Here is a 22,014-nt window from a genome sequence, read left to right on the forward strand (position 1 = left end):
CACCGTCAGGAATCCAGTACCTCCACGTGGTCGCCGACCGCGACCACCAGGATCCGCGAGCCCGCCTCGGTGGAGCGCCAGCGGTGCCGGACGCCTCCGGACAGCACCAGTGTGTCCCCGCGGCCCAGCCGGTGGACGCGGCCGTCGGCCTCCACCTCCACCGAGCCGTCCGCCACGTACATCAGCTCGTCGTTCCGGTGCCGGAACTCGCGGTCCGCCTCGTGCACGCCGACGAACTCCAGCGCGTGCAGCTGATGGCGGCCGCGCACCACCGGGCGGATCCCGGCCTCCCGGACGAGGCCGCTGTCGTCGCCGGCGCGCACGACGTCGACCGTGCGCGTCTCGTCGGAGGCCGCGAGCAGCTGCACCGCCGTCGTGCCGAGTGCGTCCGCGATCCGCTGCAGCGACCGCATGCTGGGCCGCGCCCGGTCGTTCTCGATCTGGCTGAGGAACGGGGAGGAGAGCCCGCTGCGCCCCGCCATCTCGGCGAGCGTCAGGTCGAGCGCCCTGCGTCGGCGGCGTACGGCAGCGCCTACCCGCGGTGTGTCGGCGGCCTCCATGGATGTCCCGTCCTTCCCCGCCCCGCGGCGCCGTTCTCCCTGGTCGACGGCGCCTGACGGCACCTTACGCGGCCCGCGGCAGAAACCCGGAGACGGTTTCGTACTCCCGACACACGCCCTTCACGCAACGCCCCTACCGTCAAAGTCGATTGTTCTCATCAAAGAAACTTTGACGCGAGGAACTCCGACGTGCCCCCGATCGACCAGAACTCACGCCGCCGACGTCCCACCGGCCTCATCGCCCTCGACGAGACGGCCGCGTACGACGGCTACACCCTCTACGCACCGCTCACCGGCGGCGGAGAGGTCTACCTCATCGACCTCCACGGCCGCACCGCCCACCGCTGGGACCTGCCGTATCGCCCCGGCCGCCACGCCCGCCTGCTCGCCGACGGAACACTCGCCTACAACGGCGTCCTCCCGGGCGAGAAGGCCCTCTTCCCGATGTGGCACAAGTACCGGGGCGGAGTCATGCTCCGCGCGGCACCCGACGGCACCGTGCTGCGCGAGCACCACGACCCCCTCCAGCACCACGACGCCCACCACCTCGACGACGGCCGCATCCTCTACACCGCCCTGGAACCCCTGTCCGGCGCCGAGGCCGCGGCGGTACGGGGCGGGGTGCCCGGTTCCGAAGCCGCGGGCGGCGTCGTCTGGGCCGACACCGTCAAGGAGGTCGGCCCGGACGGCGAACTCCTGTGGTCCTGGCGCGCCGCGGACCACCTCGACCGCGAGGAGTTCCCGCTGCACGAGGCGTACGCCCGTGAGCACTGGCCCCTGATCAACAGCGTCACGCCGCTGCGGGACGGCAACATCCTCGCCAGTCTGCGCAGCGTCTCGGCCGTCGTCGTCATCAGCCGTGCGACCGGCGAGATCCTGTGGCGCAGCCGCCCCGGCACGGTCAGCCAGCAGCACGCGCCGACCGAACTCGACGACGGCGGGCTGCTGGTCTTCGACAACGGCGTGTTCCGGCCGGGCCAGGACGTCCCCTACTCCCGCGTCATCGAGATCGACCGGACCGGCGGCGACATCGTGTGGGAGTACCACGACCCGGCCCGCGAGTTCTTCTTCGCGCCCTTCATGGGCTCCGCGCAGCGCCTGCCCAACGGCAACACGCTCGTCACCGACTCCCCGTCCGGGCGGCTGTTCGAGGTGACGAAGGACGGCTACCTGTGCTGGGAGTACGTCGTCCCGCACTTCGCCGGCTACGGGGAGAGCGAGGTACGCGGCCTGTTCCCTTCCGAGCCCAACGCCGTCTTCCGCGCCTACCGTTACGCCGCCGCCGACATCCCGTGGCTGGAGGCGACGGCATGACGACCACCCCGGCCCCGGCCGCGCCCCGCTCCGCCGAAGCCGTCGACGCGCGGGTGCCGCTGCGGCGACTCGTACCGCTGTCGGCCCAGCACGTCCTGGCGATGATCGCCGCCCCGGTCTCCACCGTCTTCCTCGTCGCCGGCACCCTGAGGATGCCACCCGGCGCGACGGCCTCCCTGCTCAGCACCGTCCTCCTGCTCTGCGGAGCGGGCGCCCTGCTCCAGTCCCTCGGCGTCTGGCGGATCGGCGGCCGACTCCCGTTCGTCATGCTGCCCGGCGGCGCCGCGACCGCGCTGTTCCTCCAGATCGCGCAGGAACACGGGGCGCCGACCGCCGCCGGTGCCGTCCTCCTGGCGGCGGCGCTGCTCCTGGCCGTACTGCCGCTGTACGCCCGTGTCGTACGGCTCTTCCCGCCCCTGGTCATGGGCGTGACGGTGCTGCTCATCGGGATCGCGATGATCCGGGTCGCCGCCCGGCTCGTCACCGGCCCTGACGGAACGGGCGAACCGCGCGCGGTGCTTCTCGCCGCGCTCACGGTCGCGGCGACCGTCGCCGCGTACGTGCTCCTGCGCGGCGTCTGGCGCCAGACGGCCGTCCTCATCGGGATGGCGGCCGGCACCGCCGTGGCCGTGACGACCGGCCTCGGGGCCTTCGCCCCGGCGGCCGGGAGCGGCTTCGCGCTGCCCGCGTTCCTGCCCTTCGGGACACCTCGGTTCGACCTGGTGGCCGCCCTTCCGCTGCTCGTGTTCAGCCTCACCACCCTCGCCGAGATCACCGGACAGACCGTGCTCAACAGCGAGACCGTCGGCCGGACTCCCGTCCCCGAAAGGGACGTTCCCCGCGTCGCCCGCGCCGACGCCCTCGTCTCCCTGGCCGGCGGTCTCTTCGGCACTTCCCTCATGGTCACCAGCGCCGAGAACATCGGCATCGGCCGCCTCACCGGCGTCCGCAGCCGCTTCGTGACCGCCGGGGCCGGAGTGCTCCTGATCGTTCTCGGCCTGGCCACGCCCGTGTCCCGGGCTCTGGCCGGCATACCCGAAGCCGTCGTCGGCGGCTCCGCCCTCGTCGTCTACGCCGTCATCGCGGTGATGGGCGTCGAGATGCTCCGCCGCGCCGACCTGTCCGGAACGGGCACGGGCAACCTGACGGCCGCGCTCGCACTCACCGCGGGACTGCTGCCGCTGCTCAGCCCGGACCTGTACGCGGGATTCCCCGGCTGGGCCCGCACGATCCTGGGCAGTGGCGTCGTCGCCGGCACCCTGACGGCCGTCCTCCTCACCGCGCTGCTCGGACGATTCGATCCGGGCAGCCGCTCACGGAAACGCTAGGCGACCGGGCCGCGCTCGTGAGGGATCCTCTCGCCGGCCTCGATCGCGACGGGCAGCCGGTTCTCGGCCGGCGGCAGCGGGCAGGTCGCGAAGTCGGTGTACGCGCAGGGCAGATTGACGGCGCGGTTGAAGTCGAGCACCACCACGCCGTCGGGCCCGGGCGCGGCCACCCGCAGTTCACGGTTGGCCGCGTACGTGGTGACGCCCGAGGTCTCGTCGGTGAACAGCACCGTGAGGGTTCCGGGCGCGTGCCCGTTGAACGCGGTCAGGCTCAACTCCTGTCCGCCCAGCCGGAAGACGACGCGGCCCGGGGCGTCGTACACGTGCCGAAGGCCTTCGACGGAGGCGCCCACCGTGGTCGGCCGCGGTTCGTCGAAGGCCTCGTAGCGGCCCGTGACCACCCAGCGCGGATCGGGCGCGTACGCGGGCGTGCCGGTGAAGGCGACACGCAGCGGGTGGTCGGGGTGCCTGGGCCGGACCACGTCGTGGCCGCCGCGCTTGGCCACCTCGATCACCGTGTCGCCCCAGAGGGCGTGGACGCCGCCGCGTTCCGGAATGACGCCGAAGAGGTGCCGCGTCCGCACCGACGCGCCGTCGACGAGGAGTTCCGTCCCCTCGTCGAGCTCCACGACGACACCTTCGGGCCCCGTCGACCAGGTCCCCGGCACCCCGGGGAAGCTCTGGGGCTCGGCGGAGAGCCAGTGCAGGGCGGTGACCGCGAGGAAGCCGTGCTCCGACGCGAGCCGGGCGTCCTTGTCCCGGTGCCACTCCCGCCATTCCGCGGCGAACGCCTCCGGATCGGGAACGCCGGCGGTGCCGTTGGGGTCGTCGCGGCCGACGGTTGCGCGGGGGTCGGAAATGTCACGGACGCTCATGCGTCTCCTCCTGGTGCGGTGGATGGTGGGGTGTGCCCGGCTCCGTGTCCCTTGCCGGAGAAAGCAGAGAACCCCGGTACGGGCCGGGAGGCGGGGAGGGAAGAACGGATCGCGGGACGGAACGAGGCCGTCAGGGGCCGCAGCAACCCTTCGGCGCGAGCGCGTCGGTGTCCGGACGCCGGGACGAGGCCTCGGTGTCAGCCGGAACAGGCCATGGTCGTGACGCGCACGTAGTCCACGTGTCGACGCATCACGAGCAGGCTCATGGCTTCAGGAGAGCACAACACCGGTGCCGCGCGCCAGTGTTCCCTCGGCTCGACCCCTGAACCCCCTTGCAAGTCGGACGGGTTGGGGGTGGCCGGAAACTGGGTAGTCCCCTTGTTCCGGCGGCGCCCCGTCTCACGGCCCGGCTCGCCGGCCCCGCACGGCCTCGTTCCGTCCCCGAACGAAGGGTTCCCGCCTGCGATGACCGCCACCACGCCTTCCGGAAGACCCGCACCTGCGTCCCCGCCCGGCGGCCGGGTCGAACTCGCTCCCGGCGCCGCCCCGGACGATCCCCGCTTCGTGAACGACGACCTGCTGCCCGTCCCCGTCGAGCGGCGCCGCTGGACCACGTACAACTTCGCCGCCCTCTGGGTCGGCATGGCCCACAACATCCCCTCCTGGATGCTCGCCTCAGGTCTCGTCGCCCTCGGCATGGACTGGAAGCAGGCCGTCCTCACCATCGCCCTGGCCAACGTCATCGTGCTCCTCCCGATGCTGCTCACCGGGCACGCGGGGCCCAAGTACGGCATCCCCTTCCCCGTCCTGGCCCGCGCCTCCTTCGGCCTGCGCGGGGCGAACCTGCCCGCCCTGATCCGGGGAGGGGTCGCCTGCGCCTGGTTCGGCATCCAGACCTGGATCGGCGGCCAGGGCGTCTTCGTCCTGCTCGACAAGGTCTTCGGCGGCAGCTGGGCCGAGGCGTCGAGGATCGGCGGGCAGCCCTGGACCCTCTGGCTCTGCTTCGTCCTCTTCTGGGCCCTCGAACTCGCCATCATCTACCGGGGGATGGAGGCCCTGCGCCGCTTCGAGAACTGGGCCGCGCCGTTCGTCATCGTCGGCGCGCTCGCCCTCCTGGTATGGATCACGGTCAAGGCCGGCGGCCTCGGCCCCCTCCTCGACCAGCCCTCCCGGCTCGGCTGGGGCGCGGACTTCTGGCCCGTCTTCTTCCCCGCGCTCATGGGCATGATCGCCTTCTGGGCGACGCTCAGCCTCAACATCCCGGACTTCACCCGCTTCGGCGCCGGCCAGCGCGCCCAGGTCCGCGGGCAGGTGCTCGGACTCCCCGCCACCATGACCTTGTTCGCCCTGCTCTCGGTGCTCGTCACCTCGGGCTCGCAGGCCGTCTACGGCGCACCCGTCTGGGACCCCGTGGCCCTCGCGGCGAAGACCGACAGCGTCTTCGGACTCCTGTTCGCCCTGGTCACCGTCCTCGTGGCGACCCTCTCGGTGAACATCGCGGCGAACGTCGTCTCACCGGCGTACGACCTCGCCAACCTCGCCCCGAAGCTGGTGAACTTCCGCACGGGCGCCCTGATCACCGGCGTCGTCGGCGTGCTCATCATGCCGTGGAAGCTGACCGCCACCCCCGAGCTGTACATCTTCACCTGGCTCGGCCTGGTCGGCGGTCTCCTCGGTACGGTCGCCGGCATCCTCATCGCCGACTACTGGCTCGTCCGTCGCACCGTCCTCGACCTCGAAGGGCTCTACCGGGCCGACGGCCCCTACTGGTACCGGGGAGGCTGGAACCCGGCGGCCGTACTGGCCTTCGCCGTCGGCGGGGTCCTCGCAGTCGGCGGCTCCCACTCCGCCCCCGGTACCGGGCCGTTCCCCGAGGACGGCCTGATCCCCTTCCTCAAGCCCCTCGCGGACTACGGCTGGGCCGTCGGCCTCGTGGCCTCCCTGCTCCTCTACACCGCGCTCATGAGGCGCGGGGGAGCCGCCCGATCGTCCGCTCGATCCAGTTGACGTAGGAGCGGACGCGGGTGTTCACGGCGGGGGTGTCGGTGGCGCACTCCCTGCCGTAGGACACCAGGCCGACCACGTAGGGCCGGCCCCCGACCGCGCGGACGAGAGGGCCGCCGGAGTCGTACTGGCAGGTGTCGCGGCCGGGGGCGTACGTGCAGATCTGGGTGGTGGTGACCTGCGTCATGCCCCGGCTCGCGCAGGCCGCGTTGCTCATGGTGCCGAGGGCCACCGTCCGCAGCACGTCGGAGGTGCGGCCGCCGTAGGAGGTGGTGCCCCAGCCGGGGACCTCGACCTGGGTGTCGTCGAAGGAGCCGTGGGCGTACGCGGCGGGCAGGGCGATCGGCCGCACGTGGCGGTTGAGGGCGACCGGCTCGGCGAGCCGGACGAGAGCGATGTCGTTGACCTGGGTGTCCGGGTCGTACTCCGGGTGCGGCAGGAGACGGTCGGGGCGCGCCAGGACCGCGTGCGGGCTGTCGGCCCCGGTCGTCAGGTCGTGGTCGCCCAGGAGTACGCCCACCCGGGTGGGGTCGCTGTACGAGCCCGTCAGGCAGTGCGCGGCGGTGAGGACGTACCGGTCGCCGATCAGCGACCCGCCGCACATCACCCTTCGCTCCAGCACGTCCACGAGTCCCGCCATGAAGGGGTACTGGTGGGGCCGCGCCTCCTGTCCCCCGACGACCGCCCGCGCGGGCGGCGCGGTGCCGAGGGGGCTCACGGCCATCACCGCGCCCGCGACCGTCGCCATGAGCCTTCTCGCCCGTCCCACCTGATCTCCGTATCCGTCGGCGCCGTACGACCGGGGCCGGGGGTCTGCGGAGACGTTTCCGCACGGCCCTCCCCGGCCCGCGTCGGCATCAACGACGGGGGCGGGACCAGGTCACTCGACCACGGGGCCGGACTGGTGACCGAAAGGGCGGTCAGCGGTCAGCGGTCAGCGGCCATGGGTCAGCGGTCCGCGTCCGGCGCCCAGCCGGGTACGTGCGCGGTGGCGGCCGCGTCCCAGCCGGGGACGCCGCCCGGGAACGGCCAGGCACGGGTGAGGTCGTAGGCGTGGACGAGGGACCTGAGCTGGGCGGCCAGCATCCGGCTCTCGTTCGCGATCCGTGCCGGGGCGAGCGGGCCCTTCAGCGCGGCCACCCGCTTCTCGTACTCCAGCACCGGACGTTCCGCCCAGCGCGCCACCCGGGCGGCGTCGGCCGCCCGGGAGAGGAGGAGCACCTGCGGCCTGCCCCCTTCCGCGAGCGCCGCCGTAAGGCGGTCGTGACCGTCGAGCACCACGGGGGAGTTGAGCCCGCTGATCCACCAGGCGAACACCGGCGGCAGCACCCCCTCCCGGTACTGGCGGCGGTACGCCTTCACCCGCGGCGCCTCCGGGGGCGACAGCGCCCGCAGCGGCAGCAGGTCGCGCGCGTCCTCCACCGGGTCGCCGTACCCGAACCAGGTCAGATGGCCCCGGTCCGGGTCGTGGGCCAGGAGCTTGGGCCAGTTCGCGTCCACGAACCACCGGTGGGCGTCCGGAGCCAGCAGCCACTCGCCCGCGTGGAGCGGGCCGTCGGCCGCCGCGCGGAGCCCCGCCTCCGCGTACGCGGCCCAGCGCTCCGACCACTCCGCCGATCCGGGAGCCGCCGACTCCGCGGCCGCCCGGGCCCGTTCGGCCCGCAGGGGCGGCAGCGGGGAGGCGTACCGCCCGGTGCGCGCGTAGCGCACGCCACGGTGCGTGGCCCGCTGCCGGGCGAAGAGCACGGGAACCGTGCCCTGGAGCAGGACCAGCCGACCCCCGTCGGCGCTCTCCATCCGCAGACCGGGCTTCACCGGACCCTCGATACGCATGCCACGACCCTACGCAGCAGCGCCGGGGCGCCTCACACCCCCGTCCGGCGGATCAGGCCCTACGGCACCCGGGCCGTCCACTCCGCCGTGCCGAACTTCGACTCCGCGAGTTCCTTCGCCCGCGTCAGCTCGTCCTCCGTGACGTGACCCTCCGACAGCCCGTACCGGCCGCGGAAGGAGGCGATCATCCGCTCGATGACCGTCTCGCGCGGCAGGCCCGTCTGGCGCCGCAGCGGGTCCACCCGCTTCTTCGCGCTCTTCGTGCCCTTGTCGGAGAGCTTCTCGCGGCCGATGCGGAGCACCTCCGTCATCTTGTCCGCGTCGATGTCGTACGCCATCGTCACGTGGTGCAGGACCGCCCCCTGCCCCGTCACGATCCGCTTCTGCGCCGCGCCCGCGATCTTGCCGGCGTCCGTGGCGATGTCGTTGAGCGGCTGGTACCAGGCCCGGACGCCCATGTCACCGAGGGCGCCGAGCACCCAGTCGTCGAGATAGGCGTAGCTGTCCGTGAAGGACAGGCCCTGCACGAGGGCGTCGGGCACGGAGAGCGAGTACGTGATCGTGTTGCCCGGCTCGATGAACATGGCGCCGCCGCCGCTGATCCGGCGCACCACCTGGATCCCGTGCCGCTCCGCGGCCGCCGGATCGACCTCGTTGCGCAGCGACTGGAAGCTGCCGATCACCACCGCGGGCGCGCCCCACTCCCAGACCCGCAGGGTCGGCGGGCGGCGGCCCGCGGCGACCTCGGCCGTCAGGACCTCGTCGAGTGCCATGTGCAGGGCGGGGGACTGCGCCGGCTCGTGGATCAGCTGCCAGTCGTAGTCGGTCCAGTCCGTGGCGTGCGCGAGGGCCCGGCGGACCGCGACCCCGACGCCCTCCGAGGTCAGCCCGAACATCCGGGTGTCCGGCGGCAGCGCCGCGTCGATCCGCGCCGCGAGCCCGACGGCGTCGGTGTCGGCGGGCGCGCCCTCCAGGGCGTGGTCGATCGCCAGGATCGCCTCGTCCGGCTCCAGGAAGAAGTCCCCGGCGACCCGGACGTTCCGCAGGACGCCGTCCTCGGTGTCGAGGTCGACGACCACCAGCTTCCCGCCGGGGACCTTGTACTCGCCGTGGTACGCGCCGTGCACGGAACCCTCCCTGCGTGTAAGGGGTGAACTCGGCCAAAGGGTACTCCCCGGGAGAACGGAGGACGACGAGTGCGGTGGCCGGCCCGTCAGTGCCGCGTGCTTAGCTGGGTGCATGACCGAAGACCTCATCGAGCACGTCCTCGGCGGCCGTACGACCGAGGTGGAGGAGGCCGTCCGCAAGGCCGCCGCCGCCGAGATCATGCCGCGCTTCCGCCAGCTCGCCGCCCATGACATCGTCGAGAAGAACGGGCCGCACGACCTGGTCACGGTCGCCGACCGGGCAGCCGAGGCCCATCTCACCACCTCCCTCACCGCCCTGCTGCCCGGCTCGGTGGTCGTCGGCGAGGAAGCCGTCCACGCCGACCCCACGGTCTACGAGGCCCTGCGCGGCGATGCCCCCGTCTGGATCGTCGACCCCGTCGACGGCACCCGCCAGTTCGTCCACGGCGACCCCGCCTTCTGCACCCTCGTCGCCCTCGCCCGGCAGGGCGAGCTGCTCGCCTCCTGGACCTTCGCGCCGGCCCTGGACGAGTTCGCCGTCGCCGTACGGGGCAGGGGCGCCGCGCTCAACGGGCAGCCGCTGCGCGCCGGTTCGCCCGCCCCCGGCGCGGTCCTGGAAGTCGCCACCTCGCACCCCGACTACACCACCCCGGACCAGAAGCGGGCCCTGCTCGGCCTGGTCACCGAGGGCGTCGCCCCCCGCCCCTGCGGCTCGGCGGGCCTGGAGTACCTGGCCGTGGCGCGCGGCCGGCTCGACGCCACCGCCTTCTCCTGGGAGTACGCCTGGGACCATGCGGCCGGACTGCTCCTGGTCACCGAGGCGGGCGGCGTCCAGACGACCGTCGCGGGAGAGCCGTTCCGTATCACCGGAGGCAACGCGCTGCCGTTCACGGCGGCCCGGGACGCGGCCACCGCCGACCGGATCCGGACACTCCTGAGGGGCCGTTAAGGGACGTCGGGGCACAGGAATATCCTGGGAGTGCTGGTCATCGGCTGACGAAGGAGTCCGAAGGTGTCGAAGGTGACGTCGATGCTCGATGCCGTCGTCGTGGGCGCGGGGCCCAACGGACTGACCGCCGCCGTCGAACTGGCCCGCCGTGGCCTCTCCGTGGCCGTCTTCGAGGCCGAGGCCACCATCGGCGGGGGCGCCAGGACCGAGGAACTCACCCTCCCCGGCTTCCGCCACGACCCCTGCTCCGCCGTCCACCCGCTCGGCGCGGGCTCGCCCGTCTTCAGGACGATGCCGCTGGACCGGTACGGCCTGGAGTGGCTCCACCCCGAACTGCCCATGGCCCACCCGTGGGACGACGGCACCGCCGCCGTCCTCGCCCGCTCCGTCGCCGAGACCGCCGCCTCCTTCGGGCCGCGCGACGCCGGGGCGTACCGCCGCCTCGTCGCACCCTTCGCCGACAAGTGGGACACCCTGGCGCGGGACTTCATGCAGCTGCCGCTCACCGCGCTGCCCCGCGACCCGGTCACCCTCGCCCGCTTCGGCCTCGCCGGCCTGCCGCCCTCCACCTGGCTCATGCGCCGCTTCCGCGACGAGAAGGCCCGCGCGCTCTTCGCCGGGCTCGTCGGCCATGTCATGGCCCCGCTCAGCGGATTCGCCACCGGCGCCGTCGGCCTGGTCTTCGCGCTCGCCGCGCACGCCGGCGGCTGGCCCCTGCCCCGGGGCGGCTCGCAGTCGATCTCCGACGCCCTCGCCGGGTATCTCAAGGACCTCGGCGGGACCGTCCACACCGACTTCGAGGTCAAGCGCCTCGACGACCTGCCGCCGGCCCGCGCCTACGTCTTCGACACCTCGCCCACCGCCCTCGCCCGGATCGCCGGCTTCGGCGGGCACTACGACCACTACCGGTACGGCGCGAGCGCCTTCAAGATGGACTACGCGCTGGACGGCCCCGTGCCCTGGACCGCCGAGGAACCCCGGCGCGCCGGCACCGTCCAGATCGGCCCCACCGCCGGCGAGATCGGCGCAGCCCTGCGCCAGGCCTCGTCCGGCACCGCGCCCGACGTCCCCTTCCTCATCACCGCCCAGCCCAGCCTCGTCGACCCCTCCCGCGCTCCCGAGGGCAAGCACGTCTTCTGGGCGTACGGTCACGTCCCCAACGGCTGGCGGGGCGACCTCACCGAGGCGATCGAGCGTCAGATCGAGCGCTTCGCCCCCGGCTTCCGTGACCGCGTCCTCGCCCGTGCCACCGCCGGACCGCCCGAACTCGCCGCCCGCAACGCCAACTACGTCGGCGGCGACATCGCCTGCGGCGCCGCCCGCGGCCTCCAGCTGCTGCTGCGCCCCACCCTCTCGCCGCGCCCCTACGCCACCCCGCACCCGGCGGTCTTCCTCTGTTCCTCCGCGACCCCGCCCGGCCCCGGCGTCCACGGCATGTCAGGACACAACGCGGCGAAGGCGGTCTGGCGCAGCCTGCGCGCCCAGGCCGTCCGGTAGGGCCTGTCTGTCGGACCGGGCCCGCCCGCGAAAATAGACTGCCCCCATGGCCAAGTACTTCGACGTCCACCCCGACAACCCCCAGCCCCGCACGATCAGCGCGGTGGCCGACTCCATCCGGAACGGGGCGCTCGTCGCGTACCCGACCGACTCCTGCTACGCGCTCGGCAGCCGCCTCGGCAGCCGTGACGGCATCAGCCGGATCCGCGCGATCCGCGATCTCGACGACCGGCACCACTTCACGCTCATGTGCCAGAACTTCGCCCAGCTGGGCCAGCTCGTGCACGTCGACAACGACGTCTTCCGCGCGGTCAAGGCGTCGACCCCGGGTGCGTACACCTTCATCCTGCCCGGGACGAAGGAGGTGCCGCGCCAGCTGCTGCATCCCAAGAAGAAGACGGTCGGCGTCCGCATCCCCGACCACGTCGTCACCCAGGCCCTCCTCGCCGAACTCGGCGAGCCGCTGCTGTCCAGCACCCTGCTCCTGCCCGACGAGGCGGAGCCGCTGACGCAGGGCTGGGAGATCAAGGAGCGGCTCGACCACCAGGTGGACGCGGTGCTCGACTCCGGCGAGTGCGGAACCGAACCCACCACGGTCGTCGACTTCTCCAGCGGCGAGCCCGAGATCGTCCGCCGCGGGGCGGGGGACACCTCCCGGTTCGAGTAAGCACTTCGAACAGGCGCGACGAGGGGCACGGGAAGCGGTCCACCGGCTCCCGGGCGGCCCTTTCCGCCCGGTCGTGATCGCCGTACGGTCGCGTGAACGCCCTTCACGCGCACCCACGGAGGATCGGCCGCATGATCGTCATCGCCCACGTCAGCGACGTCCACATCGACGGCGAGGAGCGCGCCACGGACCGCACCCGCGCCGTCCTGCGGTACCTGGAGGAGCTGCCGTACGACCTGTCGGCGGTCCTCGTCACCGGGGACGTCGCCGACCACGGGACGCCGGACGAGTACGCGGTGGCGCGGAAGCTGCTGACCTCCCGTCACCCGCTGCTCGTCTGCCCCGGCAACCACGACGACCGCGCCGCCTTCCGGAAGGCGCTGCTTCCTGAGGAGACGCCGGCCCTCCCGTACGCGCCCGTCAACCAGGTGCTCCGCGGCGAGGGCTTCGTCGTCGCCCTCTGCGACTCCTCCGTCCCCGGTGAGCACCAGGGGCTCCTGGAGGACGAGACGCTGGAGTGGCTGGACGCGGTCCTCGCCGACACCCCGCACGAGCTGCCCGTCCTGGTCGCCTTCCACCACCCGCCCGTACCCCTGCACACCCCGTACGTGGACGAGATACGGCAGTTCGGCGAGGAGCGGCTCGCCGCGCTCGCCGACCGCCACCCCCACCTCACGGCCTTCCTCGCGGGCCACGCGCACACCGCCGCCGCCACGACCTTCGCCGGGCGCCCGCTGCTCGTCGCGCCCGGGGTCGTGTCCGCGCTGCGCCTCCCGTGGGAGAACCCGGGCCCGGACTCCCCGCACGTCCACCTCGACCTGCCGCCCGCGCTCGCCTTCCACGTCCTCGGCGACGACGGCCGGCTGACCACCCACTACCGGACGGTCACCGTCTGACCGTCCGACCCGCGGAGCGGACGTCCATGTCGTTTTCTCGCCAGCCCGCGAGCCGGCCGTCCGCGATCCTGGACTCATGCACACCGACACCGAGCGCTGCGTACGGGCCGTTCAGTCGAAGGACGCCCGCTTCGACGGCGTGTTCTTCACCGCCGTCCGCACCACCCGGATCTACTGCCGGCCCAGCTGCCCGGTCGTCCCGCCCAAGCCCGAGAACATGGAGTTCCACGCCAGCGCCGCGTCCTGCCAGCGGGCCGGCTTCCGGGCCTGCAAGCGGTGCCGGCCCGACACCAGCCCCGGTTCGCCCGAGTGGAACGTCCGCGCAGACGCCGTCGCCCGCGCCGTACGGCTCATCCAGGACGGGGTCGTCGACCGGGAAGGCGTCCCCGGGCTCGCCCGCCGCCTCGGCTGGTCCACCCGCCAGATCGAACGCCAGCTCCTCGCCGAACTGGGCGCGGGACCCCTCGCCCTGGCCCGCGCCCAGCGCGCCCAGACCGCCCGGGTCCTCATCGAGACGACCCCGATGCCCCTGGGCGAGGTCGCCTTCGCGGCCGGCTTCTCCTCCATCCGCACCTTCAACGACACCGTCCGCGAGGTCTTCGCCCTCACCCCCGGCGAGCTCCGCGCCCGCGCCGCCCGCCCGGCGTCCGACCGCCCCCGCACCCCCGGCGTGATCAGCCTCCGGCTGCCCTTCCGCGCCCCCCTGGAGCCCTCCAATCTCTTCGGCCACCTCGCGGCCACCGCGATCCCCGGGGTGGAGGAGTGGCGGGACGGCGCCTACCGGCGGACCCTCGCCCTGCCGTACGGGCACGGGATCGTCGCCCTCGCCCCCCGCCCCGACCACATCGCCTGCCGCCTCTTCCTCACCGACCCCCGGGACCTCACCCACGCCATCAGCCGCTGCCGCCGTCTCCTCGACCTCGACGCCGACCCCGTGGCCGTCGACGACCGGCTGCGCGCCGATCCGCTGCTCGCCCCGGTCGTCGACAAGGCGCCCGGCCGCCGGGTGCCCGGGACCGTCGACCCCGCCGAGTTCGCCGTACGGGCCGTCCTCGGCCAGCAGGTCTCCACCGCCGCCGCCCGCACCCACGCCGCCCGGCTCGTCACCGCCTACGGCACCCCCGTCGACGACCCCGAGGGCGGCCTCACCCACCTGTTCCCGGGGCCCGAAACGCTCGCCGACCTCGACCCCGAGACCCTCGCGCTGCCCCGCAGCCGCCGCGCCACCCTCCTCACCCTGGTCAGGGCCCTCGCCGACGGCTCACTGCCCCTCGGCCCCGCCGACGACCGCGAGGAGGCCCGCGCCCGGCTGCTCGCCCTGCCCGGCTTCGGCCCCTGGACCACCGAGATCATCGCCATGCGGGCCCTCGGCGACCCCGACGCCTTCCTCCCCGGCGACCTCGGCGTCCGCCGCGCCGCGGCAGGACTCGGCCTGCCCGGCACCCCGGCCGCGCTCACCGCCCGCGCGGCCCACTGGCGCCCCTGGCGCGCGTACGCCGTCCAGTACCTCTGGGCGACCGACGACCACCCGATCAACCACCTGCCCAGCGAAGGACACTGAACCGCCATGACCACCACCGTCCGGCACACCGTCGTGGACAGCCCGTACGAGCCGCTGACCCTCGTCGCCGTCGACGGCGTCCTCAGCCGCGTCCACATGACCGGGCAGCGCCACCGTCCGCCCGAGGAGGCCTTCGGCGCAGCGGACCCGCGCCCCTTCGACGAGGCGATCCGCCAGCTGGACGCCTACTTCTCCGGCGAACTCACCGAGTTCGACCTGCCGTTGCACCTGGTCGGCACCCCGTTCCAGGTGCGGGTCTGGGAGCGGCTGCTCCGCATCCCGTACGGGGAGACCCGGACGTACGGCGAACTCGCCGAGGAACTGGGCAACCCCGCAGCCTCCCGCGCGGTGGGCCTCGCCAACGGCAAGAACCCCGTCAGCATCATCGTCCCCTGCCACCGGGTGATCGGCGCGGGCGGCGGCCTCACCGGCTACGGCGGCGGCCTCGACCGCAAGCAGCGCCTCCTCGCCTTCGAGTCGGGCGCGGCGGAACCCGCCGGGCTCTTCTAGGACCGGTTCCGTCCCGCAGCGGCTACCGCAGCCGGTCGAGCAGCGCGGGCAGCGCCGTGCCGATCGGCTCGCGCAGGATCTCGTCGGCGACGGCGTCGTACGGGGTGGGCTCGGCGTTCACGATGATCAGCCGCGCGCCGTGCTCGGCCGCGATCCCCGCGAGGGAGGCCGCCGGCTGCACCTGGAGACTGCTGCCGACCGCGACGAACACCTCGGTGGCCTTGGCGATCGACATGGCCTCCCCGAGCACCACCGGATCGAGCCGCTGCCCGAACATCACGGTCGCCGACTTCAGGATCCCGCCGCACACCCGGCACGCGGGGTCGTCCTCACCGGCCCGCACCCGGTCCAGGGCCTCCTCCATCGACGAGCGGGCGTGGCAGGCCGTGCACACCACCGACCGCGCGGAGCCGTGGAGTTCGAGCACCTTGCGGCCGGGCACCCCGGCGGCCTGATGCAGTCCGTCCACGTTCTGGGTGATCACCCGCAGCGCGTTCCCGCTCGTCCGCTCGTACGCGGCGATCGCGTGGTGCGCCACGTTCGGCTCGGCGCTCAGGACGGGACCGTCGAGCCGCATCCGCCACGAGCGGCGGCGGATCTCCGGGTCGGCCATGTACGGCCCGTACGTGACGAGCCGCTCGGCGTCGGGGTCCCGCCGCCAGACACCGTTCGGGCCCCGGTAGTCGGGGATGCCCGAGTCCGTCGAGATACCGGCTCCACTGAGAATCGCGACCATCGTCATACGACGAGCCTAGGCACCGCGAAACCGCTCCCGCGAACGGGTTTTCGGGTGCTAGGTTCCCGGCATGGCCAAGGTGAACATCGCGCTCGACGCCGACCTCGTCGTGGAGGTCATGGTCCTGGCAGGAGTCGGGAACCCGCAGGACGCGGTGGAGGCCGTCGTCCGCGACTACATCGCGCGCGGGCACCGCACCGAGGCCCGGGTGGCCACCCGCGACGAGCCGCACCGCACCGGCGAACTCCTGCCGCCCGAGCCCCCTCAGGGTTAGGACCTGGCCCGCGTCATCCCCCGACCGGGTGACCGTTCTCCAGCTCCACCGGCCCCGCGCCCGTCGCCAGGACGTCCAGCGAGGCGAGGACCCGCAGGCCCAGGCTGCCCGGAAGGTGGGCGGTGACCTCCTCGCGCTCGATCAGCTTCCAGGACAGCAGTTCCTCCTCCTGGAGCCGGATCTCCGCGAACCGCTCCTCGGCCAGCACTCCGCCGTCGTACACGTACGCCACGATCGGCGGCCGCCCCGAGCCGTGCGACCAGTCGACGGAGAGCAGCGGGCCGAGGGCCACATCGAGGCCGATCTCCTCGGCCGTCTCCCGGCGGGCGGCCTGCCGGGGCGTCTCGCCGGTGTCGGACTCGATCGTGCCGCCGGGCAGCGTCCAGCCCTCGCGGTAGTTGGGTTCCACCACCAGGACGCGCCCCGTGGCGTCCCGGAAGAGTGCGGCGGCGCCGGCCAGGACGCGAGGGAGACCGGCGATGTACGTGGTGTAGTCGGTCGTGGTCATGGCGTCAGCGTAGCCAGCCGCACGGTCCGCTCGGCCAGTTCACCGATCCCGACGCCGTCGAAGCCGAACACCGCGCTGCTCACCCGGTCCCGCAGCGGCTCCGACCACTGGGGCGGGATCGCCGCCGCCCCGCACATCACGCCCGCCACCGAACCCGCCGTCGCCCCGTTGGAGTCCGTGTCCAGGCCGCCGCGCACGGTCAGCGCGATCGTCCGGGTGAAGTCCCCCTCCCCGTACAGGAGTCCGGCGGTCAGCACGGCCGCGTTCGGCACGGTGTGGATCCAGCCGAGGCCCGCCGTGCGCTCCGCGAGTTCGTCGAGCGCCGCGGACCAGCCGAGCCCCGACTCGTACAGGGCGATCGTCCCGCGCACCGTCCGGGCGAGCCGGCTGCTCGGCGGAACCTGCGCCAGGCCCGCTTCCAGGGCGGTCCTGACGTCGGGCGCGGTGAACGCCGCCGCGATCACGGCCGCCGCCCACATCGCCCCGTACACCCCGTTCCCGCTGTGCGAGAGGACCGCGTCCCTGCGGGCCAGCGAGGCGGCCCGGCGCGGGTCGCCCGGACTGGTCCAGCCGTGGACGTCGGCCCTGATCAGCGCGCCGATCCACTCCTGGTACGGATTGTCGTACGTGGCCGTCAGCGGCGGCCGCAGGCCGTTCGCGAGGTTCCGGTAGGCGGCCCGCTCGGCCGTGAACGTCTGCAGATAGGGCAGCCGCGTCAGCCACTCCCGCCCCACCTGTTCGGTCGTGAAGGCGGAGCCGTACGTCTCCAGAAGGTGCAGCCCGAGGATCGACCAGTCGATGTCGTCGTCCCGGCAGCTGCCGTCGATCCGGCCGCGCACGCACCGCTGCCACTCCGGACGCAGCTCGAAACCGGTCGCCCCCGGCGGAGGCGGCGGCAGGTAGTCCGTCAGGGGCAGCGCGCCCGTCAGCCGCAGATAGGTGTCGATGTGCTCCCGGCTCCAGTGGTCGCCCTGCTCCACGGGCTTGCCGAGCATGTTCCCGGCGATCCGGCCCGTCCAGCCGCCCAGGATCCGGTCCGCGAGCCCTCCGGCCGTGCGGTCCATCTCAGCCCTCGCCCTCGGGAGGTTCCACGTCGGTCCGTGCCTTCGCCGCCCGGCGCAGCCGGTGGTGGCGCGACTCGCCCCGCTCCGTGATCGCCTCCCCGACCAGCGCCCTGACCGCGTCACCGGGCCCGTGCAGCGCGTGGTGCCGGACCAGGCCGGCCCCGGGGTCCTCCCGCAGCTCCTTGAGCAGTGCCCAGCACAGTGCCAGCATCACCACGACGAACGGCAGCGCGACCAGGATCGTCGCCGTCTGGAGCGAGTTCAGACCGCCCACCACCAGGAGGACCGCCGCCACGGCGGCCATCAGGACGCCCCAGGTCACGACCAGCCAGGTCGGCGGGTGGAGCGAGCCACCGCTCGTCAGCGACCCCATGACGAGCGAGGCGGAGTCCGCGCTCGTGACGAAGTACGTCATCACCAGGAGCATCGCGACCACCGAGGTGACCGTGCCGATCGGCAGCGCCTCCAGCATCGCGAACAGCGAGGCCTCCGCCCCGTCCCGCACCGCCGTCGCCAGGTCCGCCGCGCCCGTGGACTCCAGGCGGATCGCCGTACCGCCCATCACGCAGAACCACACCACCGTGGCCCCTGACGGCACGAGCAGCACCCCGACGAGGAACTCCCTGATCGTCCTGCCGCGCGAGATCCGGGCGATGAAGGTGCCGACGAACGGCGCCCAGGACAGCCACCACGCCCAGTAGAAGATCGTCCACGTCCCCAGCCAGTCGGGGTCGGTGAACGCGCCCGTGCGGCTCGCCATCGGCAGCAGCTGGTGCAGGTAGCCCCCGACGGAGGCCGGAATGGTGTCCAGGATGTAGACCGTCGGGCCGAGCAGGAACACGAACAGCATCAGACAGCCCGCGAGGACGATGTTCAGGGTCGACAGCCACTTCACGCCCTTGTGCAGCCCCGAGAAGGCCGACAGGACGAAGGCCCCGGACAGGGACACGATGATGATCAGCTGGGTGGACGTCGAGTTCTCCACGCCCATCGTCAGGTTCAGGCCCTCGGCGACCTGCAGCGCACCGAGCCCGAGGCTCGTCGCCGTGCCGAACACGGTCGCGAACACCGCGAGCAGATCGATCGCCCTGCCCGGCCAGGACGCCGCCCGCCGAGCCCCGAGGAGCGGCACGAACGCGGAACTCAGCCGGTTCCCGCGGCCCTTGCGGAATCCCGCGTACGCCAGGGCCAGACCCGCGATGCCGTAGATCGCCCACGGGGTCAGCGTCCAGTGGAAGAACGAGTACTCCATCGCGGTACGGGCCGCGCCGCCCGTCCCCGCCGGCACGCCGCTCGCCGGGGGAGGGCTCAGGAAGTGCTGGAGCGGCTCCCCGACCCCGTAGAACATCAGGCCGATGCCCATGCCGGCGCTGAACATCATCGCGATCCACGCCAGGTTGCCGAACTCCGGCTCCGAGTCGTCCGCGCCCAGCCTGATCCGGCCGAAACGGCTCAGGGCGATCACCACGCACAGCACGAGGAACGTGTCGGCCGCGACGACGAAGAGCCAGGCGAAATTGGACAGCACCCACTGGAGGGCCGTGTCCGAGGCGCTGTCGAAGGAGTCCTCGCCCAGAGCCGCCCACCCGACGACCGCGACGACGGCCGCCACCCCGATCCCGATGACCTTGCCGTCCGGCTCGGCGTCGGAAACGATCTTTTCCGTACTCATGTGACCCCACTATGGTGCGGAATATCGCCTTATCAGGGGGTGGCACGCCGTCCGGGGGTACGGATAGGGTCGGCCACGGCGCGACTGCACGTTCGAAAGCAAGGGATGCAAGGTGACGGACGGGGCAGCAACTCAGGTCGCACACGTGCTCGTGGCGGCCGACAAGTTCAAGGGCTCGCTCACGGCCGTACAGGTCGCGGAGCGGGTCACAGCAGGACTGCGACGGGTCGTCCCCGGCCTCACCGTGGAGACGCTCCCCGTCGCCGACGGCGGCGACGGCACCGTCGCGGCAGCCGTCGCGGCCGGATTCGAGCGCCGCGAGGTCCAGGTGACGGGACCGCTCGGTGAGCAGGTCACCGCCGCCTTCGCGCTGCGCGGCACCACCGCCGTCGTCGAGATGGCCGAGGCCTCCGGCCTCCAGCTCCTCCCGCGCGGTGTGTTCGCCCCGCTGACCGCGACCACGTACGGCTCCGGCGAGCTGCTCAGCGCCGCCCTGGACGCCGGTGCGACCACCGTCGTCTTCGGCGTCGGCGGCAGCGCCACCACCGACGGCGGCGCCGGCATGCTCGCCGCGCTCGGCGCCCGCTTCCTCGACGCGTCCGGCGACCCCGTGGGCCCCGGCGGCGCACCCCTCGCGGACCTGGCCACCGCCGACCTCAGCGGCCTCGACCCCCGCTTCTCCTCGGTCGACCTGATCCTCGCGAGCGACGTCGACAACCCGCTCACCGGCCCCAAGGGCGCCCCCGCCGTCTACGGCCCGCAGAAGGGCGCCACCCCGGACGACGTCCGCACCCTGGACGCCGCCCTCGCCCACTTCGCCACCGTCCTGGAGAAGGCCGTCGGCCCCAGGGCCGCCGAAGCCGCCGTCGCCCCCGGCGCGGGCGGCGCGGGCGGCATCGGCTACGGCGCGCTCATCCTGGGCGCGAGCTTCCGCCCCGGCATCGAGCTCATGCTGGACGTCCTCGGCTTCGCCCCCGCCCTGGAGCGCGCCACCCTGGTCATCACCGGCGAGGGCTCCCTCGACGAGCAGACCCTCCACGGCAAGGCCCCGGCGGGCGTCGCCGCGGCGGCCCGCGCCGCCGGCAAGGAGGTCGTCGCCGTCTGCGGCCGCCTGGCCCTCCCGCCGGAGGCCCTCGGCAAGGCGGGCATCCGCCGCGCCTACCCCCTCACGGCCCTGGAACCCGACCCGGCCACGTCCATGGCGAACGCGGGCCCGCTCCTGGAGGACGTGGCGGCGGACATCGCGCGGGACTTCCTGTCGTAACCCGGGCCCGCCGCCCCCGAAGCAGGGGGCGGCCGCCCGGTGTGCTCAACCCCCCGGCGCCGTCAGGCGGAACGCGTCCAGGGCCAGTGTCATCTCCGTCAGGTCCCGTGGCCGCGACAGCGACCGTGACGTCAGCTGCTCGAGCCGCCGCAGCCGGTTGAAGACCGTGTTCCGGTGGCAGTACAGCCGCCCCGCCGCCCGTCCCGCCGACCCCTCGCACTCCAGCCACGCGTCCAGCGTCTCCAGGAGCACCGCCCGGTCCGCCGGGTCCAGTTCGAGCAGCCCCCCCAGGACGTCGGACACCAGAAGACTCGCCATCTCGGGCTGGCTCACCACCAGCGCCCCCGCCATCCGGCGGTCGAGCCGCACGATCTGGCGGCTGCCCGGCGGACACGTCCGCAGCGCCAGCTCCGCGAGGCGCCGCGCCCGGCCCAGCTCCGTCAGGCCCACCACCACAGGACTGATCCCGCCAGGCCCCGGGCACCGCCCGTCGAGCAGCTCGGACAGCGCGTCGAGACCGGTGTCGTGGGCCAGCGCCACGACCCCCAGCTCGCAGTCCGCGCCCATCCGCCACAGGAACCGCACGCCCTCGCCCTGCACCTGCCGGTGGAACGGCTCCCGCTCCTCCCGCCGGTCGTAGCGCAGCACCACCACCGCGTACCGGCCCTGCTCCGGCAGGTCCAGGCCCGCCGCCGCCCGCGCCACCAGCTCGGGCGACCGCTGGCCCTGGAGCAGGGCGTCCAGGAGCGCCTGGAGCTGCTCGTCCGTCCGGCGGCTCAGCTCCAGCTCCGCGGACCGGTACGCCTCCGACGCCGTGTCCGCCTGCGCGTCCACCGCCGACCACACGGTCGTCGCCGACTGCATCAGCGCCGCGAGCTGCGCCGTGTCCGACCCCGCGCCCTCGATCAGCGCGTCCCACACCAGATGCCCGGCATGCCGGTACGCGTGCACGACCAGTTCGAGCGGCATGCCCTGAGCGGCCCGCCGCCGGCCCACCTCCTCCGCGTTCTCCAGGTCCCTGCGGGGCGAGTTCCGCGGCGCCGAGATCATCTCGATCCCGATCCGCATCGCCTCCTGGGCCTCCTGCCAGTGCTGGTCGTACGGGAGGATCCGCGCGTACGCGGGCTCGTACGCGTGGAGTTCCCTCAGATGCTCGTCCACCAGCTCCGGCACCCGCTCCAGAAGAGCCGTGCACGCCTGAGCGAGCACCTTCCAGTCGTCATCGGTTCGCCGTCTGCGCCGTCCCATGCCGGGAGGATCCACCGCCCCGGCCCCCTCCGCACAGCCCTGACGCGCACTGTTGTGCGCATGCACAGCCCGCCGCCGCGCCCGCTGGTCACCGGCAGCGATTCGGCCGCGGGACGTGGACGCGCGG

21 protein-coding genes are annotated in these 22,014 nt (G+C 73.4%); 11 read left to right on the forward strand and 10 right to left on the reverse strand.

Annotated features, from left to right (window positions below):
* Nucleotides 1–5: 5 nt before the first annotated feature.
* Complete coding sequence (locus IO20_RS0117225) at nucleotides 6–560, reverse strand: helix-turn-helix domain-containing protein (protein ID WP_030551192.1); 555 nt, start codon at nucleotides 558–560, stop codon at nucleotides 6–8.
* A 198-nt stretch (nucleotides 561–758) separates the two neighbouring features.
* Here IO20_RS0117225 and IO20_RS0117230 point away from each other — a divergent pair, with 198 nt between their 5' ends.
* Both IO20_RS0117230 and IO20_RS0117235 read left to right on the forward strand, forming a co-directional pair.
* Entirely contained in the window at nucleotides 759–1,874 is a 1,116-nt protein-coding gene (locus IO20_RS0117230) for an aryl-sulfate sulfotransferase (RefSeq protein ID WP_078946041.1), read from the forward strand.
* The gene (locus tag IO20_RS0117235; protein WP_037635722.1) at nucleotides 1,871–3,202 is read left to right on the forward strand and encodes a uracil-xanthine permease family protein; all 1,332 of its coding nucleotides are present in this window, start codon (nucleotides 1,871–1,873) and stop codon (nucleotides 3,200–3,202) included. The genes IO20_RS0117230 and IO20_RS0117235 overlap by 4 nt, the downstream gene beginning before the upstream one ends.
* Here IO20_RS0117235 and IO20_RS0117240 read toward each other — a convergent pair.
* Complete coding sequence (locus tag IO20_RS0117240) at nucleotides 3,199–4,077, reverse strand: DUF1684 domain-containing protein (RefSeq protein WP_030551195.1); 879 nt, start codon at nucleotides 4,075–4,077, stop codon at nucleotides 3,199–3,201. The two genes, IO20_RS0117235 and IO20_RS0117240, sit on opposite strands and share 4 nt — an antisense overlap.
* A 465-nt stretch (nucleotides 4,078–4,542) precedes the next feature.
* Here IO20_RS0117240 and IO20_RS0117245 point away from each other — a divergent pair, with 465 nt between their 5' ends.
* Nucleotides 4,543–6,084 carry an NCS1 family nucleobase:cation symporter-1 gene (locus tag IO20_RS0117245; RefSeq protein WP_030551196.1) on the forward strand — a complete coding sequence of 514 codons (1,542 nt, stop codon included), beginning with the start codon at nucleotides 4,543–4,545 and terminating at the stop codon, nucleotides 6,082–6,084.
* Here the strand turns inward: IO20_RS0117245 and IO20_RS0117250 are convergent.
* From IO20_RS0117250 to lplAB, 3 genes are all read right to left on the reverse strand, one after another.
* The gene (locus tag IO20_RS0117250) at nucleotides 6,038–6,829 is read right to left on the reverse strand and encodes a serine protease (RefSeq protein ID WP_030551198.1); all 792 of its coding nucleotides are present in this window, start codon (nucleotides 6,827–6,829) and stop codon (nucleotides 6,038–6,040) included. The two genes, IO20_RS0117245 and IO20_RS0117250, sit on opposite strands and share 47 nt — an antisense overlap.
* 200 nt (nucleotides 6,830–7,029) lie before the next feature.
* Nucleotides 7,030–7,914, reverse strand: a complete 885-nt coding sequence (locus tag IO20_RS37670) for a hypothetical protein (protein WP_157850788.1) — start codon at nucleotides 7,912–7,914, stop codon at nucleotides 7,030–7,032.
* A gap of 59 nt (nucleotides 7,915–7,973) precedes the next feature.
* The gene (gene lplAB, locus IO20_RS0117260) at nucleotides 7,974–9,041 is read right to left on the reverse strand and encodes a lipoate-protein ligase LplAB (protein ID WP_030551201.1); all 1,068 of its coding nucleotides are present in this window, start codon (nucleotides 9,039–9,041) and stop codon (nucleotides 7,974–7,976) included.
* A 112-nt stretch (nucleotides 9,042–9,153) separates the two neighbouring features.
* Here lplAB and IO20_RS0117265 point away from each other — a divergent pair, with 112 nt between their 5' ends.
* The 6 genes from IO20_RS0117265 to IO20_RS0117290 all read left to right on the forward strand — a co-directional run bounded on the left by IO20_RS0117265 (nucleotide 9,154) and on the right by IO20_RS0117290 (nucleotide 15,121).
* Entirely contained in the window at nucleotides 9,154–9,990 is an 837-nt protein-coding gene (locus IO20_RS0117265) for an inositol monophosphatase family protein (RefSeq protein WP_030551203.1), read from the forward strand.
* Between the two features lie 72 nt (nucleotides 9,991–10,062).
* Nucleotides 10,063–11,487 carry a phytoene desaturase family protein gene (locus tag IO20_RS0117270; protein WP_030551205.1) on the forward strand — a complete coding sequence of 475 codons (1,425 nt, stop codon included), beginning with the start codon at nucleotides 10,063–10,065 and terminating at the stop codon, nucleotides 11,485–11,487.
* A gap of 46 nt (nucleotides 11,488–11,533) precedes the next feature.
* Nucleotides 11,534–12,154 carry an L-threonylcarbamoyladenylate synthase gene (locus IO20_RS0117275; protein WP_030551207.1) on the forward strand — a complete coding sequence of 207 codons (621 nt, stop codon included), beginning with the start codon at nucleotides 11,534–11,536 and terminating at the stop codon, nucleotides 12,152–12,154.
* Nucleotides 12,155–12,285: 131 nt separating this feature from the next.
* On the forward strand, nucleotides 12,286–13,050 hold the full coding sequence (locus IO20_RS0117280) for a metallophosphoesterase (RefSeq protein ID WP_030551209.1): 765 nt from the start codon (nucleotides 12,286–12,288) through the stop codon (nucleotides 13,048–13,050).
* A 76-nt stretch (nucleotides 13,051–13,126) separates the two neighbouring features.
* On the forward strand, nucleotides 13,127–14,611 hold the full coding sequence (locus IO20_RS0117285; protein ID WP_030551211.1) for a DNA-3-methyladenine glycosylase 2: 1,485 nt from the start codon (nucleotides 13,127–13,129) through the stop codon (nucleotides 14,609–14,611).
* A 6-nt stretch (nucleotides 14,612–14,617) separates the two neighbouring features.
* Entirely contained in the window at nucleotides 14,618–15,121 is a 504-nt protein-coding gene (locus IO20_RS0117290) for a methylated-DNA--[protein]-cysteine S-methyltransferase (RefSeq protein WP_030551213.1), read from the forward strand.
* A gap of 22 nt (nucleotides 15,122–15,143) precedes the next feature.
* Here IO20_RS0117290 and IO20_RS0117295 read toward each other — a convergent pair whose 3' ends face one another.
* On the reverse strand, nucleotides 15,144–15,863 hold the full coding sequence (locus IO20_RS0117295; protein WP_030551215.1) for an SIR2 family NAD-dependent protein deacylase: 720 nt from the start codon (nucleotides 15,861–15,863) through the stop codon (nucleotides 15,144–15,146).
* Between the two features lie 64 nt (nucleotides 15,864–15,927).
* On the opposite strand from IO20_RS0117295, the gene IO20_RS0117300 reads away from it, so the two are divergent.
* A complete protein-coding gene (locus tag IO20_RS0117300) occupies nucleotides 15,928–16,131 on the forward strand; it encodes a type II toxin-antitoxin system VapB family antitoxin (protein ID WP_030551217.1) in 204 nt (67 codons plus the stop codon).
* 13 nt (nucleotides 16,132–16,144) lie between these two features.
* Here IO20_RS0117300 and IO20_RS0117305 read toward each other — a convergent pair whose 3' ends face one another.
* Genes IO20_RS0117305 through IO20_RS0117315 form a run of 3 tightly spaced genes read right to left on the reverse strand, consistent with a single transcriptional unit; the run spans nucleotide 16,145 to nucleotide 19,375 of the window.
* Entirely contained in the window at nucleotides 16,145–16,639 is a 495-nt protein-coding gene (locus IO20_RS0117305) for an NUDIX domain-containing protein (RefSeq protein ID WP_030551219.1), read from the reverse strand.
* Nucleotides 16,636–17,703 (reverse strand): ADP-ribosylglycohydrolase family protein, encoded by a 1,068-nt coding sequence (locus IO20_RS0117310; protein ID WP_030551221.1) that lies wholly within the window; start codon nucleotides 17,701–17,703, stop codon nucleotides 16,636–16,638. The genes IO20_RS0117305 and IO20_RS0117310 overlap by 4 nt, the downstream gene beginning before the upstream one ends.
* 1 nt (nucleotide 17,704) lies before the next feature.
* Nucleotides 17,705–19,375: a BCCT family transporter gene (locus tag IO20_RS0117315; protein WP_030551223.1), complete on the reverse strand. Its 1,671-nt coding sequence runs from the start codon at nucleotides 19,373–19,375 to the stop codon at nucleotides 17,705–17,707.
* 112 nt (nucleotides 19,376–19,487) lie between these two features.
* On the opposite strand from IO20_RS0117315, the gene IO20_RS0117320 reads away from it, so the two are divergent.
* Nucleotides 19,488–20,639, forward strand: coding sequence for a glycerate kinase (locus tag IO20_RS0117320; protein ID WP_030551225.1), 1,152 nt, complete (start codon nucleotides 19,488–19,490; stop codon nucleotides 20,637–20,639).
* 45 nt (nucleotides 20,640–20,684) lie between these two features.
* On the opposite strand, the gene IO20_RS0117325 is transcribed toward IO20_RS0117320, so the two are convergent.
* Complete coding sequence (locus IO20_RS0117325; protein WP_030551227.1) at nucleotides 20,685–21,887, reverse strand: PucR family transcriptional regulator; 1,203 nt, start codon at nucleotides 21,885–21,887, stop codon at nucleotides 20,685–20,687.
* Nucleotides 21,888–22,014: the final 127 nt, after the last annotated feature.

Origin of the sequence: Streptomyces exfoliatus, from assembly GCF_000725545.1 — a bacterium.
Lineage (GTDB): Bacteria > Actinomycetota > Actinomycetes > Streptomycetales > Streptomycetaceae > Streptomyces > Streptomyces exfoliatus.

What these genes read in the sequence shown, in the direction of transcription:
- IO20_RS0117305 (WP_030551219.1), bottom strand. Translation starts at nt 16,639, where the DNA reads ATGACCACGACCGACTACACCACGTACATCGCCGGTCTCCCTCGCGTC.
- IO20_RS0117280 (WP_030551209.1), top strand. Translation starts at nt 12,286, where the DNA reads ATGATCGTCATCGCCCACGTCAGCGACGTCCACATCGACGGCGAGGAG.
- IO20_RS0117240 (WP_030551195.1), bottom strand. Translation starts at nt 4,077, where the DNA reads ATGAGCGTCCGTGACATTTCCGACCCCCGCGCAACCGTCGGCCGCGAC.
- IO20_RS0117300 (WP_030551217.1), top strand. Translation starts at nt 15,928, where the DNA reads ATGGCCAAGGTGAACATCGCGCTCGACGCCGACCTCGTCGTGGAGGTC.
- IO20_RS0117235 (WP_037635722.1), top strand. Translation starts at nt 1,871, where the DNA reads ATGACGACCACCCCGGCCCCGGCCGCGCCCCGCTCCGCCGAAGCCGTC.
- IO20_RS0117325 (WP_030551227.1), bottom strand. Translation starts at nt 21,887, where the DNA reads ATGGGACGGCGCAGACGGCGAACCGATGACGACTGGAAGGTGCTCGCT.
- IO20_RS0117310 (WP_030551221.1), bottom strand. Translation starts at nt 17,703, where the DNA reads ATGGACCGCACGGCCGGAGGGCTCGCGGACCGGATCCTGGGCGGCTGG.
- IO20_RS0117245 (WP_030551196.1), top strand. Translation starts at nt 4,543, where the DNA reads ATGACCGCCACCACGCCTTCCGGAAGACCCGCACCTGCGTCCCCGCCC.
- IO20_RS0117250 (WP_030551198.1), bottom strand. Translation starts at nt 6,829, where the DNA reads ATGGCGACGGTCGCGGGCGCGGTGATGGCCGTGAGCCCCCTCGGCACC.
- IO20_RS0117295 (WP_030551215.1), bottom strand. Translation starts at nt 15,863, where the DNA reads ATGACGATGGTCGCGATTCTCAGTGGAGCCGGTATCTCGACGGACTCG.
- IO20_RS0117225 (WP_030551192.1), bottom strand. Translation starts at nt 560, where the DNA reads ATGGAGGCCGCCGACACACCGCGGGTAGGCGCTGCCGTACGCCGCCGA.
- IO20_RS0117290 (WP_030551213.1), top strand. Translation starts at nt 14,618, where the DNA reads ATGACCACCACCGTCCGGCACACCGTCGTGGACAGCCCGTACGAGCCG.
- IO20_RS0117265 (WP_030551203.1), top strand. Translation starts at nt 9,154, where the DNA reads ATGACCGAAGACCTCATCGAGCACGTCCTCGGCGGCCGTACGACCGAG.
- IO20_RS0117315 (WP_030551223.1), bottom strand. Translation starts at nt 19,375, where the DNA reads ATGAGTACGGAAAAGATCGTTTCCGACGCCGAGCCGGACGGCAAGGTC.
- IO20_RS37670 (WP_157850788.1), bottom strand. Translation starts at nt 7,914, where the DNA reads ATGCGTATCGAGGGTCCGGTGAAGCCCGGTCTGCGGATGGAGAGCGCC.
- IO20_RS0117285 (WP_030551211.1), top strand. Translation starts at nt 13,127, where the DNA reads ATGCACACCGACACCGAGCGCTGCGTACGGGCCGTTCAGTCGAAGGAC.
- IO20_RS0117275 (WP_030551207.1), top strand. Translation starts at nt 11,534, where the DNA reads ATGGCCAAGTACTTCGACGTCCACCCCGACAACCCCCAGCCCCGCACG.